Genomic DNA, 23,419 nt, shown 5'->3' with positions numbered 1-23,419 from the left:
TCATGCCGTTAACGCTGTCACTGAATACTAATCCGTTGGTGAACCGCTTTGCCGACCCGCAGGATTTGATTACCACCGTGGCGCAGCAGATCCGCATCCGTGATGTGCAGCTCACCCATGAATTTATCAATCCCGGCTGGCCTGCTGCGACCCTCACGCGCATGACGCGCAAGATGCAGCAGGCGCTGCGCGCCACCGGCGTGCGCGTGACCTCCGGCATGACCGGCCCCTATGGTCGCCTCAACCATTTTGGTCATCCTGATGTCGAAGTACGCCGCTATTATGTTGGCTGGTTTAAAACCTTCGCTGATATCACCGCCGAGCTGGGCGGCGACGCGGTGGGTTCGCAGTTCGCCATCTTTACCCAGCAGGATTTCAACGATGTTGCGCGCCGCGACGCACTGATCGACATCGCCATTGATTGCTGGGCCGACGTTGCCGAACACGCCAAAGCCGCCGGATTGAAATACCTGTTTTGGGAACCCATGAGCGTGGGCCGCGAGTTTGGCGAAACCATTCCGGCCTGTCTGGCGCTACAGCAGCGTTTGAGTGCTGCCTCAATGGCGCTGCCGATGTGGATGATGGCGGATATCGATCACGGCGATGTCACTTCCGCCGATCCGCGCGATTACGATCCTTATGCGTGGGCTGAAGCGGTGCCGCGCTACTCGCCGATTATCCATATTAAACAGAGCATGCTGGATAAAGGCGGACACAGACCTTTTACATTGCAGTACAATGCCGGCGGCCGCATTCAGCCGCAGCCGCTGCTGGACGCGCTGGCGCGCGGCGGAGCGCAGGATAATGAGATCTGCCTTGAGCTGAGCTTTAAAGAGCGCGAGCCAACCGATAGCAACGTGGTGGCGGAGATCGCCGAAAGCGTCGCCTTCTGGGCCGGGCATATTGATACCGGCGTGCAGGATCTGCATTTGGCGGAGTGAGGTGCGCGGTTTCCCCCTCACCCTAACCCTCTCCCGCAAGCGGGCGAGGGAACTGTCCGCGCACGCTGCTCGAACGGCCCCTTCTCCCACTTGTGGGAGAAGGTTGGGATGAGGGCTTAAGCGCACCATATAAACCAAAGGACAACCCATGAAACCGGCACCAAACTCGACTGAACGCGACGAATCTCTGGCGCTGCGCGCCGCCTGGCTGCACTACGTCGGCGGTTTAACGCAGGCGGAAGTGGCGAAACGACTCGGGCTGCCGTCGGTGAAAACGCACCGCATGATTGCGCGCATGGTGGCGGAAGGCGCGGTGAAGGTGTCGATTGATGGCGATATCGTCGCCTGCGTCCAATTAGAAGATCGTCTGCGCGCGAAATTCGCGCTTAACTTCTGTCATGTCGCACCCGATCTCGGCGAAGAAGGCTTGCCGGTGCGCACGCTGGGCATGGCGGGCGCGGATTACCTGCGTAACCTGATCACCGCGTCGCCTTCTACCACCTTAGGTCTGGGGCATGGTCGCACCCTTTCCGCCGCCATCCATCAATTGCCACGTATTGATGCGCCGCATATGCGCTTTGTCTCGCTGCTCGGCTGTTTAACCCGCAACTACGCGCTCAATCCTCACGACGTTATGCACCGCATCGCCGAGAAAACCGGTGCGCAGGCCTACATGATGCCCGTGCCTTTCTTTGCCAATACCCAGGAAGATCGCGAAGTGTTACTGGCGCAGCGCGGCGTGAGCGAGGTGTTTGCCATGGCGGCGCAAAGTGAAGTCAAACTGGTGGGAATTGGCACCGTGGAACCCGCGGCTCAGCTGGTTGAAGCCGGCATGATTGATGAAGCGGAGATCAACGATATCTCCTCATCCGGCGCGGTCGGCGAGCTGCTGGGCCACTTCTTCGATGCCAACGGACAGATGATTCACACCAACTTAACGGCCCGCACGTTGTCGGTGGATCTCGATCTCTCGCATCGCGCAGAGATTGTCGCCCTGGCGGGCGGCGCCAGTAAGGTCGCCGCGATTCGCGCAGTGCTGGCCAGCGGTCTGGTGACCGGTTTGATCACTGATGAGGTCACCGCGCAGGCATTAGTGGGCTGAATTGCAATGATAAATGTTCACTGTGTAGTACCAATAAGCGTAATTGGTACTACACAGTGAACATCTCTGACATTATGCGCCGTTGAAAAAACTCTTCACATCAGGCTAAGATGTTCCATATATAGTACAAATTACGTTTATTGGTACCCTGTATGGAACAAGTCATGGCTTCTATCACTTCACCCACCTCACGCTATGCTCAGGAAGCGATTGCTCTATTAGCTTCCTTGATTCGTGCTGAACGTATCGAGAAGCAAATTCCAGTATCTGAGTTAGCAGAAAGAGCCGGTATTTCGCGTGGGACTTTACATCGCATTGAGCAAGGCGACGTGAAATGTCAGATTGGCAGTTATTTCGAGATTGCGGCCATATTGGGCATTCCCCTGTTTGATGCAGAGGTGAGTTTGCCATCATTGGTCAGTCATCGAAATCGCGTTGAGGAAAAGCTCAAGCTGTTACCCAAACACACCAGTAAAAAAAAGAGTAGCAGGAAGGTGAAGGATGACTTCTGAAGCGCGTTTTAGAGACGCTTACGTATGGATATGGCTGCCTGGTGAAACATCACCAGTGGTGGCGGGCAGGCTTGAGGCTGAAGGCGATACGCTGCTTTTCAACTATGGTCGTAGTTATCTGCAGCGAGAAAACCGCATTCCGCTCAATCCCAATGAACTTCCTCTGCGGACTGGCGTTATTCCGCCGCTGAATGGGTTAAACATTGCGGGCTGTATCCGTGACAGCGCACCTGATGCCTGGGGACGCCGGGTCATTATCAACCGTCGAATGGTACGGAAAGGCGCCAACGTCGATATCGGAATACTCGATGAGCTGACGTATCTCATTGAGTCCGGTTCAGATCGCATTGGTGCCCTGGATTTCCAGCACTCGGCAACGGAATACATTCCGCGCTCAACTGCGAATGTCACCCTTCCTGAATTACTGGAGTCGGCTGATCGGGTTGAAAAAGGCGTGCCGCTAACACCCGAACTGGATCAGGCGCTTTTCCATGGGACGTCGATCGGTGGCGCGCGGCCAAAAGCGCTGATCGAGGCCGAGGGAAAAAAATACATCGCGAAATTTTCTGCCAGTGCGGATATCTGGAACGTGGTGAAAGGCGAATTCCTGGCGATGCGGTTGGCGCAGTTGGCAGGATTGCATGTCGCTCCGGTGAAGCTAGTCAAAGCCGCCGGACGCGATGTGATCATGATTGAGCGCTTTGACCGCGAACATAAAGCCGATGGATGGACGCGAAAAGTGATGCTTTCGGCGCTGACCCTATTTGAACTCGACGATATGCTGGCGCGCTATGCCAGCTACGAAACACTCGCTGAAATTATTCGTCAACGTTTTGCCTCGCCCAAAGAGACTTTGCTAGAGCTGTATAAACGGCTTTGCTTCAATATTCTCTGCGGCAATACCGATGACCATGCCCGCAATCATGCCGCCTTTTGGGATGGTAAAAGCTTCAGTCTTACGCCTGCTTATGATATCTGCCCGCAAGGTCGTGCTGGCAACGAAGCCTCACAGGCGATGCTGATTAGTGGCAACAATAATCTTAGTCGCTTAAGCAGCTGCCTGGATGCCGCTCATCACTTTGCTTTGAGTCGCGCTGACGCGCATGCGCATTTCATGCTGTTAAAAACGTCGATTGAAACCTATTGGCATCATGTTTGTGATGAAGCCGATTTGAGCAAGGTGGATCGGGAAAGCTTGTGGCACAGGCAGTTCATCAATCCTTTTTCACTTGAATAGCTGATCGCGTGAATCAGACCAAACTCACTTCCACGCCCTTCTCACGCAGCGCTTTTTGATAGCTCGCCTCCAGTTCGGCATCGGTGATCAGTTGGTTAAACGGCTGAAGCGGTGCCAGCGCAAACGGATGAATCTGGCCAAACTTTGAGGAATCCGTCAGCGCGATGGTGTGTGTAGGTTTTTCCATGATGGCGTTGACCACGTCACAGCGCAGCATATCGCGGCCGGTAAAGCCGGTGATCGCATCCCAGCCATCAATGCCGATAAACGCCTTATGGAAATTGAGGTGCTGAATACACAGACGAGTTAGCGGCCCCACCACCGATTCACTGCTTTTCTGGAACAGGCCGCCAAGGATGATCACATCGCCGCCCTTTTCGCGCAGCAATCCGGCGATGTAATGGCTCACGGTAATGATGGTGATATCGTTGCGTTCACTCAGTTCACGCGCCAGCAAAGCGTTAGTACTGCCGCCTTCGATAAACACCGTTTCACCGCTGTTCACCAGCGACGCCGCGTACTCGGCCAGACGCTTTTTCACCGCGAAGCGGGTTTGCATACGCGCGCCAACATCATCACTTTCTGGCGCCACGGCGGAACCGTGCACGCGGCGCAGAAAGCCGCCTTTCTCCAGAAGATTGAGATCCTGACGCACCGTCACTTCTGAGACGCCGGTGGTGTGCGCCAGCTCATTTACGCTGACGCTGCCGCGCTCGCTGACCAATTGGATAATCTGCTGATGACGTGCGTTCATAACACCCGCTGCTGTGAAATTTTTGTCAAGCTTACCAGAAATTTAGCCCAATCCCAGACTGCGGCGACCATTGGCATTCAGCGCGTCGAGGGTGAAGCGATCGCGCCACTGCGTTTCATAATCCTCCTGCGGGAAATCGCCAGGCGACGCACCGCTGGCCAGCGCCTGCGCCACTTTGGTAGCGTAGGCGGCATTTTTCTCACACAGCGGTGCGGCGGGAATGTACATCACATTGCCCCAGCCTTGCTGATTTTCTACCGGCGCGACCGAGTGGATCACATCACAATGCCACCAAACCGAATCGCCAGCCTGCAGCGCGGGAATCGAACACAAGCCCTCAATCAGTTCCGGATGCCACTGCGCTGAAACCGGCAGCACCTTGCCCGGCGCAACGCCGCAAAGCTCATCTTCCGGTACATCTTTCAACAACGGACGCAGCAACAAATAGGCCATCGCTTCCGGCACCGGCACCACATGCAGCAAGCCTTGACCAATCTGCATATCCGACAGCGCGGTCCAGCCCTGGAAGGTACGGAATACCGAGCACTTGGTGGTAGTCCCCGATTGATACTCATTCACTTCAGTGCGATGCGCCGCATCCCAGGGATCGTATTGATCAAACTGGTTGGTGAAAATTTTGCTGAACACCTGCTGATATGCTGGAAGTAACCAACGCTCCAATGCGCCTGAATCAGTGTGCGCGCCAAGACCTTTGGAGGTGGTGCCTGGCAAGCGACGACGAATACGATCGGGATAAATGATGCTAACGTCAGGTTCAAACCAGCGCGTGCCGCGCGACTCAAACGTCCACAAGCGATTGAGGAAGGATTGCGTCTGGGCCATGGCCTCGCTTTGACGCGCTGACATCTGCGCATCGCTCCAGTAAATCGGATAGATTTCCGGACGTGACGCATCAAGATTGCCAAAGAAGTTATCGCCCGGCCCTTGGTAGACGTTGTCGAAATCATTGTCATCGAGGTATTTGAGCATTGATTCATCCCAGGCCAGCGCCTGATCGCGCGGGAATGTCTGCTTCACCACTACACAACCGCGTCGACGAATATGATCCTTCACCTCATCGGTGATACGTCCCGCCGCAATATCCTGCTGACTCACCTGCGGCCACGCGCTGCCGTTTTGCGCCTCTTCCGCGCGAGCAGCGGCAATTTCGCTGACGATTTTGCTTCTGACTTGTTCAAACAGACCTTCGACATCGCCGATCTGCTCTCTTAACACCCTTTTCATCAGGCGAACGTTATGTTTGAAATCATCAGGTTGTTGTAATGAAGTGAAAGTATGATTCATGACATGCTCCGATTCGTTAACTTGCTCGTTTCATTCGAAACTAAAGTACGCTTCATTCATAACAAATGCGCAGCAATAAACAATAATGCAACCGCCGAATCCGGAGGTTGATCACATTAAGATCGAAGAATGGGTTTCAGGTGAAAGTGGCGGCGCGTTTTACGCCACCACTGAAAGATCAGGATTGTGACGTTTTAGGCAGCGCTTGTAGAATGGCATCCACGCACTGCTGCGCCGAGAGTAAGGCGCTATCAAGCTGCAGATGATCGCGCTCCCAGGCTTGATATTCGCGCTGTTCAACTGCCTGCCAATCCGGCAGCTTCAAACCTTTAATATCGGAAGCGCGATTTTCGACGCGAAAGCGATGTTTGTTACGATCGGAACAGATTACTTCGACTTCCAGCAGCGGCGCACCGCTCAACAAGGCGATATCGCGATAAGCGTTGCGGATCAGTTGCAGGTCGTTAACCGAGTCGGTAATAACGGTGGAACCGAGCAGCAAATTGTCGCGTGCCAATCCGTAGATAACGAAATATCCTTCCGGCCCGATCGCTTTCTCGCTCTCTTCACCCGATCGCAACGCCTGTTCGATAGTATCGACGCGTAAATACACCGCACCGATCTGCTGCGCTAATAAGCGCGCAATGGTGCTTTTGCCGGTGCCGGGTAATCCACTAAACGTGATGAGCATCAACCATCTCCTTGAAATGAAATAAATATGAGTGAAGTTAACTTCACGCAATTCAAGTTGCCAGCTATTAATCTCCCCCTACCCGTTCTCCTTCTGAAAGCGGGTAATGCCATCGCTTGACACAGATTTGTCAGTTTCTCAGAGACGAGTTAAGTGACCGACCTCTCAACTCTCAATCCTTCCATTAACAATTCGTTCACCTTTCGTCCTTCAGCGCGGCTCCAGCGACTACGATCTCATCCTGACGTACTGGAAATGGAGCATCTCATGGATAACATCAAAACCCGCGAACAACGCCTGAGCGCCCTGCGCCTGCGTTCATCGACACCGGTGTTGATTGTCGGTGGCGGCATCAACGGCATCAGCACTTTTCGTGAGCTGGCGCTGCAGGGCATTCCGGCGATTCTGGTGGAAAAAGGCGACTGGTGTCAGGCCGCCAGCGGTGCGCTATCGCGCATGATTCATGGTGGTTTGCGGTATCTGGAAACCGGTGAATTTACGCTGGTCAAAGAGTCGGTCACCGAGCGCGATCGCCTGCTGAAAAATGCCTCGCACTATGTTTTCCCCCTACGCACCACGGTGCCGATCGATAATCTCGCTGGCGGTTTAGTGAATGCCACGCGCCGTTTTCTGCGCCTGAGCGATAAACCGACGCGGCGCGGGGCGTTGCTGATCAAAACCGGGCTTAGCCTGTATGACATTTACACCCGCCAATATGGATCGATGCCGAAGCATCAGGTGCGCAATGAAGCCGCCACGCGTGACCGCTGGCCGGGTTTCGCGCCCTGGGTGAAATACAGCGCCAGCTATTACGATGCCTGGATCAGCGCGCCCGAGCGGCTGGGATTTGAGCTGATTGATGATGCCGAAAAAGCCTGTCCAGAGGCGCTGGCGCTCAATTATCTGCAGCTGGTCAGCGCCGAGGGCGAAACGGTTATTTTGCAGGATGCGTTGAGCGGTGAGCGATTTAGCCTGCAACCGCATGTGCTGGTGAATGCCGGTGGTGCCTGGATCGATCAGCTCAACCAACGCATCTCTTCACGCAACGATCTGCCCAAGCTGATTGGCGGCACCAAAGGATCGCATCTGATCCTCGACCATCCCGAATTGCTGCAGATGCTGGACGGCGAAATGGTCTATTTCGAAAACCAGGAAGGCCGCGTCTGCATCATGTTTCCGTGGTTTGGCAAGGTGCTGGTGGGTTCCACCGATATCCGCGTGGACGATCCCGATGCAGTGGTGTGCGAAGAGGAGGAAAAGAGTTATATCCTGGAGTCACTGCGCTTCGTCTTCCCACATATCGAGGTGGCGGATTCCGCCATCGTTTACACCTTCTGCGGCGTGCGTCCGCTGCCCGCCAGCGAGGCCAAACTTAACGGCCAAATCTCGCGCAATCACTCGTTAGTGGTATTGCCTGCTGACGCCAATCGCGCCTGGAGCACGCTCTGTTTAGTCGGCGGCAAATGGACCACTTTCCGCCAGTTTGGTGAAGAGGCGGCAGATCGCGTGCTGCGGCTGCTCGGCGAAAAACGTCAGGTCTCGAGTGGTGATGTGCCGATTGGCGGCGGACGTGATTTCCCCAAACCTTCAGGACAAACCGTGTGGCTGGCGCAACTGGCGCAGCGTTATGGCGTGCCGCTACCGCGCGTAATGCAACTCGCCAAACGTTACGGCAGCCGCGCCCTGCCGCTGCTGGCGCTGATCCAGCAGCACGGCGAGCAAATGTTGCAGCATCACGCCGCCTACAGCGATGTCGAATTACGGTATCTGATTGAGTACGAGCAGGTTTGTCAGCTGGAGGATTTGCTGGTGCGCCGCACCTCGCTGGCGATTTGCGGTGAACTCACCGCGCCGCTGGTGCAGGAGATCGCGCAGATCATGGCCGCAGCGCTCGGCTGGAGCGATAGCGAACGCGCTCAGCAGCTGCAGTGCGGCTGCGCCAATCTGGCACGGTTGCACGGACTTACCGGCCTTTACCCCACGGTTTTTCAGGAGGAAACACGACATGTTAGTAACCAATAAAGTGCGCATGCAGCGTCTGTTTCAGCACGGTAAATGCCTGGATGTCGCCATTGATCACGGTATCGCCAACGAGCCCGATTTTCTCATCGGTCTGGAGAATATTGAGGGCGTGATGGATAACCTGATCGCCGCGCAGCCGGATGCGATTCAGGTCAACTACGGTCAGGCTGATCTGCTGCAGCGTGTGGCGGGACGTAAACCGGCGCTGGTGATGCGCACCGATGTGGGCAATGCCTATAACGCGGCGCGTCACCGTGAAATGTGGGCAGTGCTGCACAATCCGGATGAACCGATTCTTGCCGCGTTGCAGATGGACGCCGCCGCAGTGGTAGTGAATCTCTATCTGATCCCGGATGAACCGGGCATTTTCCGCATGTGCGTCGAAAATATTGGCCGCTTGCGCCAGGCTTGCGATCGCTACGCCATGCCGCTGATGATTGAGCCGCTGGTGATGGCCCCCGCCGGACAAGGCGCGGCTTACGGCTCACTCGGCGATGTCGAGAAAATTGTGCCGCTGGTGCGGCTGGCGCGTGAGTTAGGTGCCGATATCATCAAAGCCGATCCCACTGAGAACGTGGAAGATTTTCATCGCGTGGTGGAAGCGGCACGCTGTCCCACGCTGGTACGCGGCGGCGGCAAAGGTGAACTGGCTGGCGTGCTGACGAAAAGTGCTGCGCTGATGGCGCAAGGTGCCAGCGGTATGGTGTATGGCCGCAATGTTTATCAACACGATAATCCGTCACGCGTGGTGAAAGCGCTGATGGCGATTATTCATCAGGGCGTCAGCGGCGCGGACGCCCTGGAAATCTATCAGCAGGGTTGAGCCTTACCTGCACCGGCGCTTAAGCGGTGCGCCGTCTTCGCCAGTTGCACGGAGTCGGATATGAAGATAGTCGGTATTGATGCCGGAAACACCATGATCAAAGCGGTGCTGTTTGATCTCAGCGGTCGCGTATTGTCGGTGGCCGAGTGCGCGGGAGAAACGCATCGTCCGCAGGAAGGCTACGCCGAACGGCCGGTGGCGGATATCTGGCATGGCGTCAGCGATGCGGTGAGCCGTTGTCTGCAGCAGGCGGAGACGCCCGCCAGTGATGTGATTGCGGTTGGCGCGGCCGGTCACGGCAACGGTTTGTACGCGCTGGATAAGCATCAGCAGCCACTTTTTGGTATTCAATCTATCGATCATCGAGCTTGTGACAAGGTGCACGCGCTGGAAATGAGCGGCGCGGATAAGCGCATCTACCAGATTTCGCTGCAAAAACCCTGGCCTGCGGCAACGCCGGTATTGATCAGCTGGATTAAGCAACATCAACCCGAGCGCTGGGCGCAAATCGGACATTTATTGCTGGCGAAAGACGTTATCGCCCATTTTCTCAGCGGTGCGATTAGCGCTGATTTTTCAGATGCCGCCGGTGCCGGCTTAATTGATTATCGTGCGCGCAGCTACAGCCGTGAATTGATGGCGCTGTACGACATCGAAGACGCGCTCGCCCTGCTGCCCGCACTGCGTGAATCCTGCGAGGTGGTTGGCCATGTCACAGAACGTGCATCCCAACTCACCGGATTACCGGCGGGCATTCCGGTGGTGGCGGGCATATTTGATGTGGTGGCCAGCGCCGTGGGTTCTGGCGTGGTGAACACCGGTGAAGCCTCGATTGTCGCCGGTACGTGGAGCATCAATCAGGTGGTGGTAGATAAACCCGATTATCTGCGCCCGGTATTTATGAACTCCATTATTGAGTCCGACCGTTATATGGCGATTGAGGCCAGCGCCACCTCGGCGGCGAATCTCGACTGGTTCCTGCGCGAATTTGACGATGGTCGCGGCGGTCAGGGCGCGGCGCGCAGCAGCGATAGCGTGGCGCACGTGCAACCCAATGCCCAGCTACCGCTCTATCATCCTTATCTTTATTCCGGACGCAAATCGGAACCGGCCAAGGCCGGGTTTTATGGCTTAGGCGGCTGGCATACGCGCGCCGATATGCTGTTTGCGCTGTTTGAAGGCGTGACCTTTGCCCATCGGGCGCATATTGATCGCTTGCGTGCGGCAGGCATCCCTTTTACGCAGGCCATTTTGTCGGGCGGCGCGGCGCGCAGTTGCATCTGGCCGCAGATGTTTGCTGACGTGTTAGGCATACCGATTCGCGTGGCGGAGTGCAAAGAGACCGGCGCGCTGGGCGCCGCCTTGTGTGCCGGTGTGGGCGTCGGCGCGTGGCGCAATCTTGCCGAGGCCGCGCAGCAGGCGGTGCAGATCAATCCCGGCAAATTGTTGCCGCGACCAGAGCGCGTTGCGTTTCACGACGTACGCTATCGGGTGTTTAAAAAGCTGGAGCTGGCGATGCGCGAGATGTGGCAGGAAGCCAGTTGATTATTGTTTATTAACAATGCATTAGTTTTAAGATCGTATAAAAAATGACAACCCCTGCGCAGTGATGTACACTTGAGCTATCAAAATGTTCAAATGAACATTGTTCAGGAGGTTGTTATGACAACTGCATCCCCATTCAATCACGGCAATGCCGCACGCGTCTTCGATCCCACGCTGATCCAGCACGCTCAGCAATCGTTTATGGATCAAATGGGCTTACCGCGTAATCCGCTGAAAGCGCACCAGTTGATCACCGAAGGTCTGGATGTCGGCATCGTTGAACGCGCGGCCACGGTGCTGAAAGCAACGCCGCTGGATGTGGCCCAAATGGTCTCTATCGATCGCAATACCTATCGCCGCCGCGAGAAAGCCGGATCGCAACTTTCGGTGGAGCAAGGTGCGCGCGTGTATCAGGTGTTCGAAATTCTGGATGCCGTTTTGCAATTATTTTCCGGTGACGTTGACGCTGCCATGCGCTGGATGTATCAACCTGCGTTGGCACTGGATGATGCATTGCCGATGGAGATGCTGAGCACGCCTGCGGGTTGTGATGCGGTGTTAACGCTGATTGGTCGCCTGGAACACGGAGTAATTGTGTAATGACGCAACGGAAGGAACCGGATGCTCCTTATCGGCTGTTTTATCGACTCGTGAAAGAAGAGTACGCCAGCGAGGCATTTAGCGGCGCTGGCGCTGAAAAATGGGGCGGACGCTGGAATCCGCCCGGTATTAAGACGGTTTACCTCAGCAGTTCAAAGGCGCTCGCCACGCTGGAACTGGTGGTGCATGCCGGTAAAGCGATGCTGGAGAAAAGTCGCTTTGTGATTTTTACTCTGCCGATTCCTGAGAGCGAAATCATGGCGCTGGACAGCAATAAACTGCCCGACGATTGGCAAAAGTATCAGCAGCAAGAAGAGACACAGGCGATTGGCGCCGCATTCCTCGATGTGCAAGGCGGCTTTCCTTTGCTATTAACGGTACCCAGCATTTTGACCGGCGAAGACAACGCCATTCTCAATCCCGACCACCCCGCCGCTGCCGCCCTTCTGGCACAAGCCACGTCATCGCCCTTCGCGCTTGATCGCCGGATTAAAGGATGAACAAGGCTTTCGGAGGATAGCCATTCATGGCGTAATGCTGCTCAGTTAAGCATCGTAACAAATCACCGCACATTCCGTAGCGGCGCGATTTATCGCGCAATGAATTGCGCCGCTACAATGTGTGCTCTCGGTAATTAGGGATTTTCATGTCTTTACTGACAAGCATTAAGCCATTCATGGCGACCTACCTATCAACGCGCCGGTTTCGCTAAAGCATACGCCGCCGTTAAATCCACACGTTGCCAGAATGACTGATCTGCATCATTGCCAGACAGCGGATAGCCGTTTGGCAGCGCGCTTTTCACCATCAGGCTACGAATCTGCGCATCAGACAGCTGCGGCAACGCGGTTTTTAGCAGGATCTCCGCGCCCTGCGGGACTTTGACAGGCGCGTTCTGCACATTGGCTCTCGGCAGGTTGTAACTCATGGTGAAACGATAGAACTGCTTCATCGCCGGTGAGCGATACGGATCGTCCTTGCCATTGCTGCGCGCACACTCTGCCAGCGACGTGCCACACTCTTTTTCCAGCGCGGCACGCAACTGATTACGCGCTTCGCTAAACAGTGCCTGATAGCGCGCATCGTTGAGATAATTCGCCACGTTGCGCTGCGCCACCATGCGCGAACCCATCACATCCAGCGGGTAATGCACGCCCAACACTAAACGCGAATAACCGTAGCGTGCGCCGCGCGTCACCAATGCTTCAAAACGTTCCGGCACCATTTCGGCCAGCAACAAAGCATCGGTATAACCGGTGTTGGTGTGACCACTCGGGAAAGAGCCGCCGTCGGCGGTGTAACGCACGTTATCCTTCACCACTACATCGTCCGGCACCAGATGGATGCTGTTGCCTTTACGCAGGAACGGCCGCGGATAGTTGAAGTGCTTTTTCGCCGCGCTGGTGCTGACTTCACTGGCTTTAATCAGCGCGGCGGCCTTACCGATCTCACCTTTGTCGTAAGCGGCGAGGAAGGCTTTGCCAAGGCGCGGACCAAGCGCATCGGAGAGGAAATAGAGATAGCTGATGGCTTCTGCATCGGCCAGAGCCTGATGACGCACATTTTGCGTGGCGTTCAGGTTGATGTGGGTGGCGGTGGCTTGGCTGGCATCAAGTACGCTGGCGGGCAACGTGCTAAAGCCCGAAAGCAGCGCAATTCCGGCCTGCTGGTTCTCTTTCATTTTGAAATCGTAGCCGCTGTTTTTCAGCCACTGCGTGTCTGCCTGTTTCGCGGTCTGTTTGGCTTTTTCCAGTTGCTCGCGCGTCAACGTGCTGCTGTCACCTTGCAGCGCCTGACGTTCAGCCTGCAGCGATTGCTGTTCGAGATCGCTATAAGCGGAGGTGGAACCGGTAGAGGTTAAGCCTGCCAATGCGGCCGCATCGGGCAGTGAAACCGCATGTGCTTGCTGTGCCAGCAGAATAACCGTTGCAATCAGTGTGAAGCGGGTTTTCATTATTTTCCCCTGTTATCAAAATATTACCTTGCCGGGGAAACACGCTAGCACTCGGTTATGACAGATTTATTTCATTTAACGACACTGACTGGCACAGTTTTGTACGCAAATTTGTGCCAGCGAGCCGCAACCGCCGTTATTGTCATTTTTACACTGTGATTGCTGCACATAGCAGTTTTGCTGACAGGCTGAAACATCGCACTTCGCGGCAATCGGCGTCAACTGCACCACCGGTGCTTTTCGCTCCGGCTGCCATTGCGGTTGTGCCAGCACGCTGGCGCTGAACAGCAAGGTAAAAGCCATTATCCATTTCATGATTGAGTCCTCGCAGAACGGGTGTAATGAGTATGGCTGCTGCGGGGCCAATTACCATGCTGAAACAATCGATTCACTCTTTCACAGAAGTTGCTCTGCTACAGTGCATGGGCGTGCGCCACTGTAGTGCAGAGTGGCAAGATCAGATGCTGCTTCGTTAATTTAAAATCAATGAGTTAGCCTTCATTTGGCCAATCTTCCAACCTGGTACAAAAGTTGCAATCTTTAATGCATAGCAAAGGAGACGGATATGAAAGCGATTGTGATTGGCGCGGGCATTGGCGGTATGAGTGCTGCGATTGCGCTGGAGAAAGCGGGTTTTGACACCGCGGTGTTTGAAGCAGTGAAAGAGATGAAGCCGGTGGGTGCGGCGATCTCTATCTGGCCCAACGGCGTGAAATGTCTCAACGCGTTGGGCATGAAAGAGCCGCTGCGCGCACTGGGCGGCAACATGGCGTTTATGGCCTACAACGATGCGCACAGCGGCAGCACGCTCACCCGCTTCAGCATGAAACCGCTGGTGCAGCAGGTGGGGGAATATCCCTATCCGGTGGCGCGCGCGGAGTTACAGGCGATGCTGATCGATACCTACGGACGTTCGCGCATTAGCTTTGGTAAACGCGTCACGCAGGTTGAGCAAACCGAGCATGGCGTCACCGCCTGGTTTGATGACGGTAGCCAGGCCGAAGGTGATTTTCTGATTGCCGCCGATGGTACGCACTCGGTGATCCGCCACTATGTGCTGGGTGAATGCGTGGAACGTCGTTACGCCGGTTACGTCAACTGGAACGGCCTGGTGACGATTGATGAAGCGATTGCGCCCGCCGATCAATGGACCACTTTTGTCGGCGAAGGCAAACGCGTGTCGCTGATGCCGGTCAGCGATAACCGCTTCTACTTCTTCTTTGATGTTCCTCTGCCAAAAGGCTTGCCGGAAGATCGCGCAACGTTGAAAAACGATCTCAAAGGCTACTTCAGCGGCTGGGCTGAACCGGTGCAGCGTCTGATTGAACGCCTCAATCCGGAAACCACCAACCGCGTGGAAATCCACGACATCGAACCGTTTAGCCGTTTTGTTAAAGGTCGCGTGGCGTTGCTGGGCGATGCCGCACACAGCACCACGCCGGATATCGGGCAAGGCGGTTGTGCGGCGATGGAAGATGCGGTGGTGCTGGCGCAGACGCTGGCGTCACACTCTTTAGGGATTGAGGATGCGTTGTTGCGTTATGAAGCCCGTCGTGTGGATCGCACCAAAGATTTGGTGTTGAAAGCCCGTAAGCGCTGCGATGTGACCCACGCTAAAGACGCGGAAGTGACGGCGGCGTGGTATGCAGATTTGAAAAACGAAACCGGCGAGCGCGTGCTGGCCGGCATGTGCGATACCATTGAAGGCGGTCCGCTGGGTTAAACCAGCTCGCCATCAATGGCGGTTCTACGACTCTAATCCACGATTTTTCAGCATAGGGCCGATCTCCGGCTCTTTGCCGCGCCACGCCAGCCACAGATGCTGCAAATCGGTGCTGTTACCGCGTGACAGAATATGTTCGCGGAACTGCTGACCGTTTTCACGTGTTAATCCACCGCGTTCGACAAAGGCTTGATAGCCATCATCGGCGAGCATCTGCGTCCAGATATAGGCGTAATAACCGGCTGCATAGCCGCCGCCCCAGATATGGCGGAAATAGCTGGAGCGATAGCGAGGCGGAACCGTCGCCAGCGCAATGTTTTCGGCGGCCAGCGCCTGCAGCTCGAAGTGGCTGACGTCCTGCGGATTGTCGTGCGTGGTCAGTGAATGCCACTGCAGATCCAGCAGCGCGGCGGCCAGCAGCTCGGTCATGTCGTAACCTTTGTTGAACTTTGCGGCGCGAACCATCTTGTCACGCAGCTCAGCAGGCATCGCCTCGCCGGTTTTGTAGTGGCGCGCATAGTTGGCAAACACCGCCTCGTTGCTGGCCCAATGCTCATTAATCTGCGACGGGAACTCGACAAAGTCGCGCGGCGTGGCGGTACCCGACAAGCTCGGATAGCGTTGCGTGGCGAACAAACCGTGCAGCGCATGACCAAACTCGTGGAACAGCGTGATCACTTCATCCCAGCTCAGCAGCGCCGGCTGGCCCGCCTGCGGCTTGGTGTAGTTGCACACGTTGTAGATTACCGGTTTGGTGCCGAGCAGCGTGGTTTGGTCGACGAAATTACTCATCCACGCGCCGCCGCTTTTGTTATCACGCTTAAAGAAATCGGTGTAGAACAGCGCCAGCGGCGTGTCGTCGGCATCGAAAATCTCGTAGACGTTAACGTCCGGATGATAAACCGGCAGATCGTGGCGCTGGCTAAAGCGAATGCCAAAAAGCTGGCTGGCCGACCAGAACACACCTTTTTCCAGCACGTTATTCAGCTCAAAGTACGGGCGGATTTGGCTCTCATCCAGCGCGTATTGGGCTTTACGCACCTGCTCGGCATAAAAACTCCAGTCCCATGCGCGCAGCGGAAAACGGTGATGCGCGGCTTCAATGGCCTGCTGAATGTCGGCGGCTTCGCGTTCCGCGCGGGCCCGCGCGGCAGGGACAATATTGCGCATAAAGGCAAAAGCCGCCTCCGGCGTTTTCGCCATCTGATCCTGCATGCTCCATTCGGCATAGGTTTTGAAACCGAGCAAACTCGCCTGCTGCGCGCGCAGTTGCGCCATGCGTAACACGATGTCGCGCGTGTCGTTATCATCGCCCTGCTCGCTGCGTGTTAGCGCCTGCTGGAACAGCGCTTCACGCGTGGCGCGCACTTCCAGCGCCTGCAGCGCCGGTTGCTGCGTGGTGTTTTGCAGCGCAATCAGCCATTCGCCGTGCAAGCCGCGTGCTTCGGCCGCCGCTTTGGCATGCGCCAGCTCTTCCTCGCTTAATCCGGCCAGCGCCGCAACATTGCTCACCACATAAGCACCGGCTTTGGTGGCCGCCAGCAACTTATTGCCGAAGCGGGTGCTGAGGCTCGCCAGCTCCTGATTGCAGGCGCGCAGCTGGGTTTTATCCGCTTCGCTCAGGCTGGCACCGGCCAGCTGAAAATGCTGCCAGGTGACTTCCGCCAGCCGCATCGCTTCGGCATCCGGGCAATGCGAGCCGCGATGCTGGTAAACGGTATCGAGGCGAGCAAACAGCTGGCTGTTCAGGTAGATTTCATCATTGAGCGCGGTGAGTTGCGGGGTAATCAGTTCATCGATTTCCTGCAGGCGATCGCTGGTGTTGGCGGAAGTCATGGCACCAAACACCAGATTCACGCGCTTCAGCAACTGGCCGCTACGCTCCAGCGCCTCAAAGGTGTTGGCGAAGGTTGGCGCGTCAGGATTGCTGGCGATCGCCGCCACTTCGCGCCGTTTCTCTTCAATCCCCGCTTCCAGCGCCGGCAGAAAATCCTCTTCCTGAATCTGGTCAAATGGCGGGGTTTGATACGGCAAGGTGCTGGCGGTGAAAAACGGATTAGCTCGTGAATTCATTATCGCTCCTGATAATCAGCAACGCCGCACGGTGGCGGCGGGATGGTTCTATCCTGGCAGTTTCCTCGTCACTCAACAACTTATCGCCTGCTGCTGATAAACGCTGATGATTTCTCCCGCCACCGCGACGGCAATTTCCGCCGGTAACTTCCCCTTCACATCCGCCAAACCAATCGGGCAGCGCAAACGTGCGAGGGAATCTGCCGCAATGCCTTTGCCCTCTAAGCGATAGCGAAAGCGCTGGGCTTTAGTGGCAGAACCAATCACACCGGCATAGCGAAAATCGCCCCGGCGCAAGATCGCTTCGCTGAGCGCCAGATCGAGTGGATGATCGTGCGTCATCACCACAAAATAGCTGTCGGGCGCGGCTTCCTGCACGCAATCAATCGGATCCTCAACCTGACGCACCGTCACGCCGGGCGGCACGGCGCGAAACTGCGCGGCGCGGCTGTCAATCCACGTGATGCGGCACGGCAAAGTGGCAAGCAGATTTACCAGCGCCTGGCCAACGTGACCTGCACCGTACACCTGGATTTCCGGCTGCTGCTGCATCAGCGGTTCAAACAGCAAAGTGGCGTGACCACCGCAGCATTGGCCGAGACGCGCGGCCAGCGCAAACTCTTCACTGCGCGGTTGAGTGCAGCGCTGCTGCAGCATCTCGCGCGCCTGCGCAATGCATTGATATTCGAGATGGCCGCCGCCAATGGTGAGAAAAGTGTCAGTGGCGCTGACCACCATTTTGCTACCGCGATCGCGCGGCACGGAGCCCCGCTCGCTGAGCACGGTAATCAGTACACAGCTTTCGCGTTTTTCCCGCAGGCTGTGCAATACGCCGATCCAGTCATGATAAATCATGGTCCGCTCCTGATAAGCGCTGAATCCCCCAGAATACCCGCTCCGGCGTGGCGGGCGCGTCCAGCTGCGGATGGCGACGATAGTTATCAACGCTGGCAACCGCATCCTGTAGCGCGCACCACACGGCGATGCCCAACATGAACGGCGGTTCGCCGACGGCTTTGGAGTGGAACACCGTGTCCTGCGGGTTTTTGCGGTTCTCAACCAGCGTGACGCGCAAATCACTGGGCACATCGCTGATCGCCGGGATTTTGTAGCTGGCCGGGCCATCGGTGAGCAATTTGCCCTTGTCGTTCCACACCAGTTCTTCGCAGGTGAGCCAGCCCATGCCCTGCACAAAACCGCCCTCAACCTGGCCGATATCAATGGCCGGATTCAGCGACGCGCCCACGTCATGCAAAATGTCGGCGCGCAGCAAACGATATTCGCCGGTCAGCGTATCCACCAGCACTTCACAGCAGGCCGCGCCGTAGGAGAAGTAATAGAACGGTTTGCCGCGTCCGGCGGTGCGATCGTAATGGATGCCCGGCACTTTGTAGAAACCGGTAGCCGACAGCGGCACCTGATTAAGCCACGCTTGCTGTGCAACCTGGGCGAAGGTGAAGTGTTTCTCGCCGACGCGCACGATACCGTTGCTGAAATGCACCGCGTCTGCCGCGCATTGATGTTGCTGACACAGCATCTCGGTCATGCGATCGCGCAGGATTTGCGCCGCATTTTGCGCCGCTTTGCCGTTGAGATCGGCCCCGCTGGACGCTGCGGTTGGCGAGGTGTTGGGCACTTTGCCGGTATCGGTGGCGGTCACCTGAATCTGACTGATATCAATCTGCAGCACTTCCGCCACAATCTGCGCCACTTTGGTGTTTAAGCCCTGGCCCATTTCGGTGCCGCCGTGATTGAGCTGCACCGTGCCATCGGTGTAAATCAAAATCAGCGCGCCGGCCTGATTGAGGAAGCTGGAGGTAAAAGAGATGCCGAATTTCACTGGCGTCAGCGCTAGTCCGCGTTTCATAAAACGGTTGCTGGCGTTAAATGCGCTGATGTCACAACGCCGCGCGGCGTATTCGCTGCTGGTTTCCAATTGCTCCGTCATCTCATCCAGCAGATTGTCTTCCACCTGCTGGTGGTAATGGGTGATGTTGCGATCGGTTTTGCCGTAATAGTTACGTTTGCGCAGTTCGAGTGGATCTACTCCTACTTCGCGCGCAACGTGATCCATGATCTGCTCAATCGCCACCATGCCTTGCGGCCCGCCGAAGCCACGGTACGCGGTGTTCGAGGCGGTATGTGTGCGGCAGCGATAGCCGGTAATCAGTGCATCGCCGAGGTAATACGCGTTATCGGCGTGGAACATCGCACGATCGACAATCGATCCGCTGAGATCGAGTGAATAACCGCAGTTGCCGGCCAGATCGATCTTCACGCCGCAGAAGCGACCATTGTCATCGACACCGACATCGTAGCGGACAAAAAACGGATGGCGTTTGCCGGTGATCTGCATATCGTCGCGGCGCGCCAGACGCATTTTTACCGGTTTTCGCAGCTGACGCGCGGCGATGGCACACAAACACGCCACGCCCGCCGCCTGCGTCTCTTTGCCGCCAAAGCCACCGCCCATGCGCCGCATATCAATGGTGACTTTGTTCATGGTGATGCCCATCACTTCCGCCACCAGTTTCTGCACTTCGGTGGGGTTTTGCGTCGAAGAGAACACCTGCAAGCTGTCATCTTCGCCGGGGATCACCAGCGCCGTCTGGGTTTCCAGATAGAAATGTTCCTGACCGCCGATGTGAAATTCGCCCTGAATACGGCGTGACGCCCGCGCCAGCGCAGCGTCGGCATCACCGCGTTGGTGAATATGCGGCTGCTGTACAAAGAAACGCTGTTCCAGCGCTTCACGCACGTCGAGGACGGCCGGTAGCGCTTCGTACTCAACGATCGCCGCTGCGGCGCCGGCATGCGCCGCTTCCGGTGAATCAGCGGCGACGGCAATGACGATTTGACCGAAATATTCGATTTTATCCTGCGCCAGCAGCGGATCGCCCGGTTCGAGCGGACCGACATCATTGAGTCCCGGCACATCGCGCCAGGTCAGCACGCTGACCACGCCCGGCACCGCGTAACATGGCTGCACATCCAGTTTGGTGATGCGCGCATGCGCATGCTCGCTCAGACGCGGACAGAGATGCAGCAATCCTGGCAGGTCCGGCTTGTCGTCGATATACAGCGCTTCACCGGAGACATGCTTGTCGGCACTTTCGTGTTTATTGCTGCGCCCCACGCCCGTTTGCATGCCGGTGGCGAACTGGGTTTTCAGCAGCGTTTCGTTCAGTTCCGGACGGTTATGAGACATAGCGCGATACCTCGGTAATGGTCAGCTCGCCAGACGCTTGTGCGTAGTAGCGGCGCAACAGATTGCGCGCCACCTGCAGGCGATAATCGGCGCTGGCACGGAAGTCGCTTAGCGGCTGGAAATCCTCACTCAGCGCGGCGCAGGCTTTTTCGATGGCGCTGAGATGCAGCGGCTGGCCCAGCAGTTGTGCTTCAGCCGCCAGCGCGCGTTTCGGCGTGGCGGCCATACCCCCAAAGGCGAGCCGCGCTTTCACAATCACACCTTCTTCAATTTGCAGATTGATGGCGGCGAAAACCGCGGAAATATCATCATCCAGCCGTTTAGCCACTTTCCACGCCGCAAAGTTGGGTGACACCGTCACTTTGGCGATGGTGATGCTGCGAATGAATTCACCTGGCAGCAAGACCGTTTGGCGATATGCAGTAAAAAAATGGTCGAGCGGGACTTCTCGCCTCTTTTCACCCTGCTGCAGAACCAGACGCGCATTCAGTGCCAGCAGCATCGGCGCGCAATCGCCAATCGGCGATGCATTGCCAATGTTGCCGCCGAGCGTGCCCTGATTACGAATTTGCAATGAGGCAAAACGCTCCAGCATGCTGCTAAACGCTGGAATGTGCTGTGCTAAAAACTGATAGCAATGCTGCAATGAGGCGGCAGCACCGAGATATAGAAGCGTTTCATCTTCGTGGCAGACCTTCAACTCATCAATCTGCTCCAGCGCGATCAGCAGCGGCAAGCGCTGATATTGCTGAGTGATTTGCAGCGTCAGATCGGTGCCGCCGGCTACCAGGCGGGCTTCAGGATGTTGCTGATAGAGTTCGGCGAGTTGCGCTACTGTTTTCGGCAGATAGCAGCGGCTGCCCGCGGCTTCGATGATCTGTACTTCATTGTTGCTGAGCGCCTGTAAACGCTGCACTAGCGCGGGTGCATTAGCACGGAAGGCATCTGCATCTGGTTGTTCACACGCCTGCTGCGCCGCATCCATGATCGGACGATAGCCGGTGCAACGACATAAATTACCCGTCAGCGCCTGTTCCGCCTGATGTCGATCCCAGCCAGCGCTGTTTTTCTGCAGAGTAAACAGCGACATCACAAAACCCGGCGTGCAGTAGCCGCATTGCGAGCCGTGGCAATCCACCATCGCTTGCTGCACGCTGTGCAGTTCGCGGCCCTGCTTGAGATCTTCCACGGTAATCAATTGCTTGCCTTGCAGGCTGCTGACCAGCGTCAAACAGCTGTTCACCGCCTGATACTGCATCTGCCCATCGACGACTTTACCGAGCGTGACGGTGCAGGCACCGCAATCGCCAGACGCGCAGCCCTCTTTGGTACCGCGACGCTGCTGCTGGCCGCGCAGGTAGTTAAGCACGGTGAGATTGGGATCAAGCTCGTGTTCGGTGACTAAACGATCGTTGAGTAAGAATTGGATCATGCGATTTGCTCCTCACTTTCGCGCTGCCAAACCGGCTTGCCGCTCACCCAGGTTTGCGCGATGTTGCGGTCGTCGCCAAGCGTCATCATTACAAACAGCCGCTCCCAGATGTCTTTGCTGTTGGCATTGCGCAGCTTCTGCAGCGGCGACACAGCCGCATCGAGTACCACGAAATCGGCCTCTTTGCCGGGGTTAAAATTGCCGATAACGTCATCCAGATCGAGCGCGTGCGCGCCGCCTAAGGTGGCGTGATAAAACGCTTCGCAGGCGCTGAGTTTGTATTGCTGTAGCTGGCCGACTTTGTAGGCTTCGCCCAGCGTTTGCAGCAGATTAAAGGTGGTGCCTGCGCCCACGTCGGTGCCAATGCCCATGCGCACGCCCTGCTGCCAGCAGCGTTTGATGTTGAATAAGCCGCTGCCGAGGAACAGGTTTGAGGTCGGGCAAAAGGCAATCGATGAATCGGTGTCGTGCAGACATTGCCACTCTTGATCTTCCAGATGCAGGCAGTGCGCGAACACGCTGCGTTTGCCGGTAAGTTGGTGGTGATGATAGACATCAAGATAGCCTGCGCGCTCCGGGAATAGCGCTTTTACCCAGGCGACCTCCTGCGGATTTTCGCTTAGGTGCGTGTGCATCCAGACATCAGGAAACTCTTCGCGCAGCTGACGCACTTTATCCAGCAGTTCCGGCGACGAGGTCGGCGCAAAACGCGGTGTGAGCGCATAGCTCAGGCGACCGCGCTGATGCCAGCGCTCAATCAGTTCACGCGTGTGCTGATAACTCTCTTCCGGCGTTTCGGTCAGGTATTCCGGCGCGTTACGATCCATCATCACTTTGCCAGCGATCAGCCGCATATCCAGCTGCTGCGCGGCGCTGAACAGCGAATCGACCGACTGCTTATGCACGGTGCCGAATACCAACGCGGTGGTGGTGCCGTTCGACAGCAGCTGGTGCAGGAAGAACGCCGACATTTTTGCCGCGTGATCGGGACAGTGATATTGGCTCTCCACCGGGAAGGTATATTGGTTGAGCCACTCCAGCAGCTGTTCGCCAAAGGCGCCGATCATCTCGGTTTGCGGATAATGAATATGGGTATCGATAAAGCCGGGCACGATCAGTTTACCGCGCAGATCGGTAACGCGCGTGGGATCAACGCGCCCTTCCGCGATTTGCCAGCTTTCCAGGCTGACCACTTTGCCGTCACGCAGCGTTAATAAGCCATCTTCGAGATAGCGCGCATTGGCAGCGATGTCGTCTGGCTGCGCGGCCAGAGCGGTGAAATCAAAGAAGCTGGCGCGCAGCAGCGTTTCGGGTGCGTAAGGCATAATGGTTCCTTGATGCTTTTTTATGAGTGCAGGTGATTGCCTTAAAGATAGATTGCAAAGCGCATGCCAATGCAAAGAACAAAAAATACTGTTTACTTTCAATGTAATAGGTTGTTCTGATGCGTTTTTGTGTCAAGCTTAACGAGCAAACGTATGCGCAACCGGTTGCCTG

General features: G+C 56.4%; 20 protein-coding genes. 10 read left to right on the top strand and 10 right to left on the bottom strand.

Annotated elements, in window-relative coordinates:
- Positions 1-2: 2 nt before the first annotated feature.
- The 4 genes from ACFQW4_RS09910 (at position 3) to ACFQW4_RS09895 (ending at position 3,792) form a co-directional block, all read left to right on the top strand.
- Complete coding sequence (locus tag ACFQW4_RS09910) at positions 3-941, top strand: sugar phosphate isomerase/epimerase family protein (protein ID WP_377725073.1); 939 nt, start codon at positions 3-5, stop codon at positions 939-941.
- 148 nt (positions 942-1,089) lie between these two features.
- A complete protein-coding gene (locus ACFQW4_RS09905; RefSeq protein WP_377725071.1) occupies positions 1,090-2,043 on the top strand; it encodes a sugar-binding transcriptional regulator in 954 nt (317 codons plus the stop codon).
- A 164-nt stretch (positions 2,044-2,207) separates the two neighbouring features.
- Positions 2,208-2,555, top strand: coding sequence for a helix-turn-helix domain-containing protein (locus ACFQW4_RS09900; protein ID WP_110866164.1), 348 nt, complete (start codon positions 2,208-2,210; stop codon positions 2,553-2,555).
- The gene (locus ACFQW4_RS09895; RefSeq protein ID WP_377725069.1) at positions 2,545-3,792 is read left to right on the top strand and encodes a type II toxin-antitoxin system HipA family toxin; all 1,248 of its coding nucleotides are present in this window, start codon (positions 2,545-2,547) and stop codon (positions 3,790-3,792) included. Before ACFQW4_RS09900 ends, ACFQW4_RS09895 begins: the two co-directional genes overlap by 11 nt.
- Positions 3,793-3,805: 13 nt before the next feature.
- On the opposite strand, the gene ACFQW4_RS09890 is transcribed toward ACFQW4_RS09895, so the two are convergent.
- The 3 genes from ACFQW4_RS09890 to ACFQW4_RS09880 form a co-directional block, all read right to left on the bottom strand.
- The gene (locus ACFQW4_RS09890) at positions 3,806-4,546 is read right to left on the bottom strand and encodes a DNA-binding transcriptional regulator YciT (protein ID WP_350261948.1); all 741 of its coding nucleotides are present in this window, start codon (positions 4,544-4,546) and stop codon (positions 3,806-3,808) included.
- A 42-nt stretch (positions 4,547-4,588) separates the two neighbouring features.
- Positions 4,589-5,851, bottom strand: coding sequence for a DUF1479 domain-containing protein (locus tag ACFQW4_RS09885; RefSeq protein WP_377725067.1), 1,263 nt, complete (start codon positions 5,849-5,851; stop codon positions 4,589-4,591).
- A 178-nt stretch (positions 5,852-6,029) separates the two neighbouring features.
- Positions 6,030-6,542, bottom strand: coding sequence for an AAA family ATPase (locus tag ACFQW4_RS09880; protein ID WP_110866168.1), 513 nt, complete (start codon positions 6,540-6,542; stop codon positions 6,030-6,032).
- Between the two features lie 267 nt (positions 6,543-6,809).
- Between ACFQW4_RS09880 and ACFQW4_RS09875 the strand changes: the two genes are divergently transcribed.
- The 5 genes from ACFQW4_RS09875 to ACFQW4_RS09855 all read left to right on the top strand — a co-directional run bounded on the left by ACFQW4_RS09875 (position 6,810) and on the right by ACFQW4_RS09855 (position 12,032).
- On the top strand, positions 6,810-8,564 hold the full coding sequence (locus tag ACFQW4_RS09875; protein ID WP_377725064.1) for an FAD-dependent oxidoreductase: 1,755 nt from the start codon (positions 6,810-6,812) through the stop codon (positions 8,562-8,564).
- Positions 8,548-9,387 carry a class I fructose-bisphosphate aldolase gene (locus ACFQW4_RS09870; protein WP_210080679.1) on the top strand — a complete coding sequence of 280 codons (840 nt, stop codon included), beginning with the start codon at positions 8,548-8,550 and terminating at the stop codon, positions 9,385-9,387. Before ACFQW4_RS09875 ends, ACFQW4_RS09870 begins: the two co-directional genes overlap by 17 nt.
- Before the next feature lie 60 nt (positions 9,388-9,447).
- Positions 9,448-10,932 carry an FGGY-family carbohydrate kinase gene (locus tag ACFQW4_RS09865; protein WP_377725062.1) on the top strand — a complete coding sequence of 495 codons (1,485 nt, stop codon included), beginning with the start codon at positions 9,448-9,450 and terminating at the stop codon, positions 10,930-10,932.
- A 117-nt stretch (positions 10,933-11,049) separates the two neighbouring features.
- Positions 11,050-11,532 carry an antitoxin Xre/MbcA/ParS toxin-binding domain-containing protein gene (locus tag ACFQW4_RS09860; RefSeq protein WP_101764368.1) on the top strand — a complete coding sequence of 161 codons (483 nt, stop codon included), beginning with the start codon at positions 11,050-11,052 and terminating at the stop codon, positions 11,530-11,532.
- On the top strand, positions 11,532-12,032 hold the full coding sequence (locus tag ACFQW4_RS09855; RefSeq protein ID WP_377725061.1) for an RES family NAD+ phosphorylase: 501 nt from the start codon (positions 11,532-11,534) through the stop codon (positions 12,030-12,032). Before ACFQW4_RS09860 ends, ACFQW4_RS09855 begins: the two co-directional genes overlap by 1 nt.
- Positions 12,033-12,223: 191 nt before the next feature.
- On the opposite strand, the gene ACFQW4_RS09850 is transcribed toward ACFQW4_RS09855, so the two are convergent.
- Both ACFQW4_RS09850 and ACFQW4_RS09845 read right to left on the bottom strand, forming a co-directional pair.
- Complete coding sequence (locus ACFQW4_RS09850; RefSeq protein ID WP_377725059.1) at positions 12,224-13,486, bottom strand: phosphatase PAP2 family protein; 1,263 nt, start codon at positions 13,484-13,486, stop codon at positions 12,224-12,226.
- Between the two features lie 75 nt (positions 13,487-13,561).
- Positions 13,562-13,801, bottom strand: coding sequence for a hypothetical protein (locus tag ACFQW4_RS09845; RefSeq protein ID WP_101764365.1), 240 nt, complete (start codon positions 13,799-13,801; stop codon positions 13,562-13,564).
- A 250-nt stretch (positions 13,802-14,051) separates the two neighbouring features.
- On the opposite strand from ACFQW4_RS09845, the gene hpxO reads away from it, so the two are divergent.
- On the top strand, positions 14,052-15,209 hold the full coding sequence (hpxO, locus tag ACFQW4_RS09840; RefSeq protein ID WP_377725058.1) for an FAD-dependent urate hydroxylase HpxO: 1,158 nt from the start codon (positions 14,052-14,054) through the stop codon (positions 15,207-15,209).
- A gap of 24 nt (positions 15,210-15,233) precedes the next feature.
- Here hpxO and dcp read toward each other — a convergent pair whose 3' ends face one another.
- From dcp to guaD, 5 genes are all read right to left on the bottom strand, one after another.
- Positions 15,234-17,282 (bottom strand): peptidyl-dipeptidase Dcp, encoded by a 2,049-nt coding sequence (dcp, locus tag ACFQW4_RS09835; protein ID WP_377725056.1) that lies wholly within the window; start codon positions 17,280-17,282, stop codon positions 15,234-15,236.
- Positions 17,283-17,354: 72 nt separating this feature from the next.
- Positions 17,355-18,137, bottom strand: a complete 783-nt coding sequence (gene xdhC / locus ACFQW4_RS09830) for a xanthine dehydrogenase accessory protein XdhC (protein ID WP_256696481.1) — start codon at positions 18,135-18,137, stop codon at positions 17,355-17,357.
- Positions 18,124-20,490, bottom strand: a complete 2,367-nt coding sequence (xdhB, locus tag ACFQW4_RS09825; RefSeq protein WP_377725053.1) for a xanthine dehydrogenase molybdopterin binding subunit — start codon at positions 20,488-20,490, stop codon at positions 18,124-18,126. Before xdhB ends, xdhC begins: the two co-directional genes overlap by 14 nt.
- A complete protein-coding gene (gene xdhA / locus ACFQW4_RS09820; protein WP_377725051.1) occupies positions 20,480-21,922 on the bottom strand; it encodes a xanthine dehydrogenase small subunit in 1,443 nt (480 codons plus the stop codon). The genes xdhB and xdhA overlap by 11 nt, the downstream gene beginning before the upstream one ends.
- Positions 21,919-23,247: a guanine deaminase gene (gene guaD, locus ACFQW4_RS09815; protein WP_377725049.1), complete on the bottom strand. Its 1,329-nt coding sequence runs from the start codon at positions 23,245-23,247 to the stop codon at positions 21,919-21,921. Before guaD ends, xdhA begins: the two co-directional genes overlap by 4 nt.
- Positions 23,248-23,419: the final 172 nt, after the last annotated feature.

It is taken from the genome of Pantoea sp. GCM10028869 (assembly GCF_042666835.1).
Lineage (GTDB): Bacteria > Pseudomonadota > Gammaproteobacteria > Enterobacterales > Enterobacteriaceae > Pantoea > Pantoea leporis.
Note: the sequence above shows the minus strand (reverse complement) of the source record. Positions and strands in the feature narration are given on the sequence as shown.

Bases quoted from the DNA above. Each gene is read 5' to 3' on its own strand.
- ACFQW4_RS09910 (WP_377725073.1), top strand. From the start codon at position 3: ATGCCGTTAACGCTGTCACTGAATACTAATCCGTTGGTGAACCGCTTT.
- ACFQW4_RS09905 (WP_377725071.1), top strand. From the start codon at position 1,090: ATGAAACCGGCACCAAACTCGACTGAACGCGACGAATCTCTGGCGCTG.
- ACFQW4_RS09900 (WP_110866164.1), top strand. From the start codon at position 2,208: ATGGCTTCTATCACTTCACCCACCTCACGCTATGCTCAGGAAGCGATT.
- ACFQW4_RS09895 (WP_377725069.1), top strand. From the start codon at position 2,545: ATGACTTCTGAAGCGCGTTTTAGAGACGCTTACGTATGGATATGGCTG.
- ACFQW4_RS09890 (WP_350261948.1), bottom strand. From the start codon at position 4,546: ATGAACGCACGTCATCAGCAGATTATCCAATTGGTCAGCGAGCGCGGC.
- ACFQW4_RS09885 (WP_377725067.1), bottom strand. From the start codon at position 5,851: ATGAATCATACTTTCACTTCATTACAACAACCTGATGATTTCAAACAT.
- ACFQW4_RS09880 (WP_110866168.1), bottom strand. From the start codon at position 6,542: ATGCTCATCACGTTTAGTGGATTACCCGGCACCGGCAAAAGCACCATT.
- ACFQW4_RS09875 (WP_377725064.1), top strand. From the start codon at position 6,810: ATGGATAACATCAAAACCCGCGAACAACGCCTGAGCGCCCTGCGCCTG.
- ACFQW4_RS09870 (WP_210080679.1), top strand. From the start codon at position 8,548: ATGTTAGTAACCAATAAAGTGCGCATGCAGCGTCTGTTTCAGCACGGT.
- ACFQW4_RS09865 (WP_377725062.1), top strand. From the start codon at position 9,448: ATGAAGATAGTCGGTATTGATGCCGGAAACACCATGATCAAAGCGGTG.
- ACFQW4_RS09860 (WP_101764368.1), top strand. From the start codon at position 11,050: ATGACAACTGCATCCCCATTCAATCACGGCAATGCCGCACGCGTCTTC.
- ACFQW4_RS09855 (WP_377725061.1), top strand. From the start codon at position 11,532: ATGACGCAACGGAAGGAACCGGATGCTCCTTATCGGCTGTTTTATCGA.
- ACFQW4_RS09850 (WP_377725059.1), bottom strand. From the start codon at position 13,486: ATGAAAACCCGCTTCACACTGATTGCAACGGTTATTCTGCTGGCACAG.
- ACFQW4_RS09845 (WP_101764365.1), bottom strand. From the start codon at position 13,801: ATGAAATGGATAATGGCTTTTACCTTGCTGTTCAGCGCCAGCGTGCTG.
- hpxO (WP_377725058.1), top strand. From the start codon at position 14,052: ATGAAAGCGATTGTGATTGGCGCGGGCATTGGCGGTATGAGTGCTGCG.
- dcp (WP_377725056.1), bottom strand. From the start codon at position 17,282: ATGAATTCACGAGCTAATCCGTTTTTCACCGCCAGCACCTTGCCGTAT.
- xdhC (WP_256696481.1), bottom strand. From the start codon at position 18,137: ATGATTTATCATGACTGGATCGGCGTATTGCACAGCCTGCGGGAAAAA.
- xdhB (WP_377725053.1), bottom strand. From the start codon at position 20,490: ATGTCTCATAACCGTCCGGAACTGAACGAAACGCTGCTGAAAACCCAG.
- xdhA (WP_377725051.1), bottom strand. From the start codon at position 21,922: ATGATCCAATTCTTACTCAACGATCGTTTAGTCACCGAACACGAGCTT.
- guaD (WP_377725049.1), bottom strand. From the start codon at position 23,247: ATGCCTTACGCACCCGAAACGCTGCTGCGCGCCAGCTTCTTTGATTTC.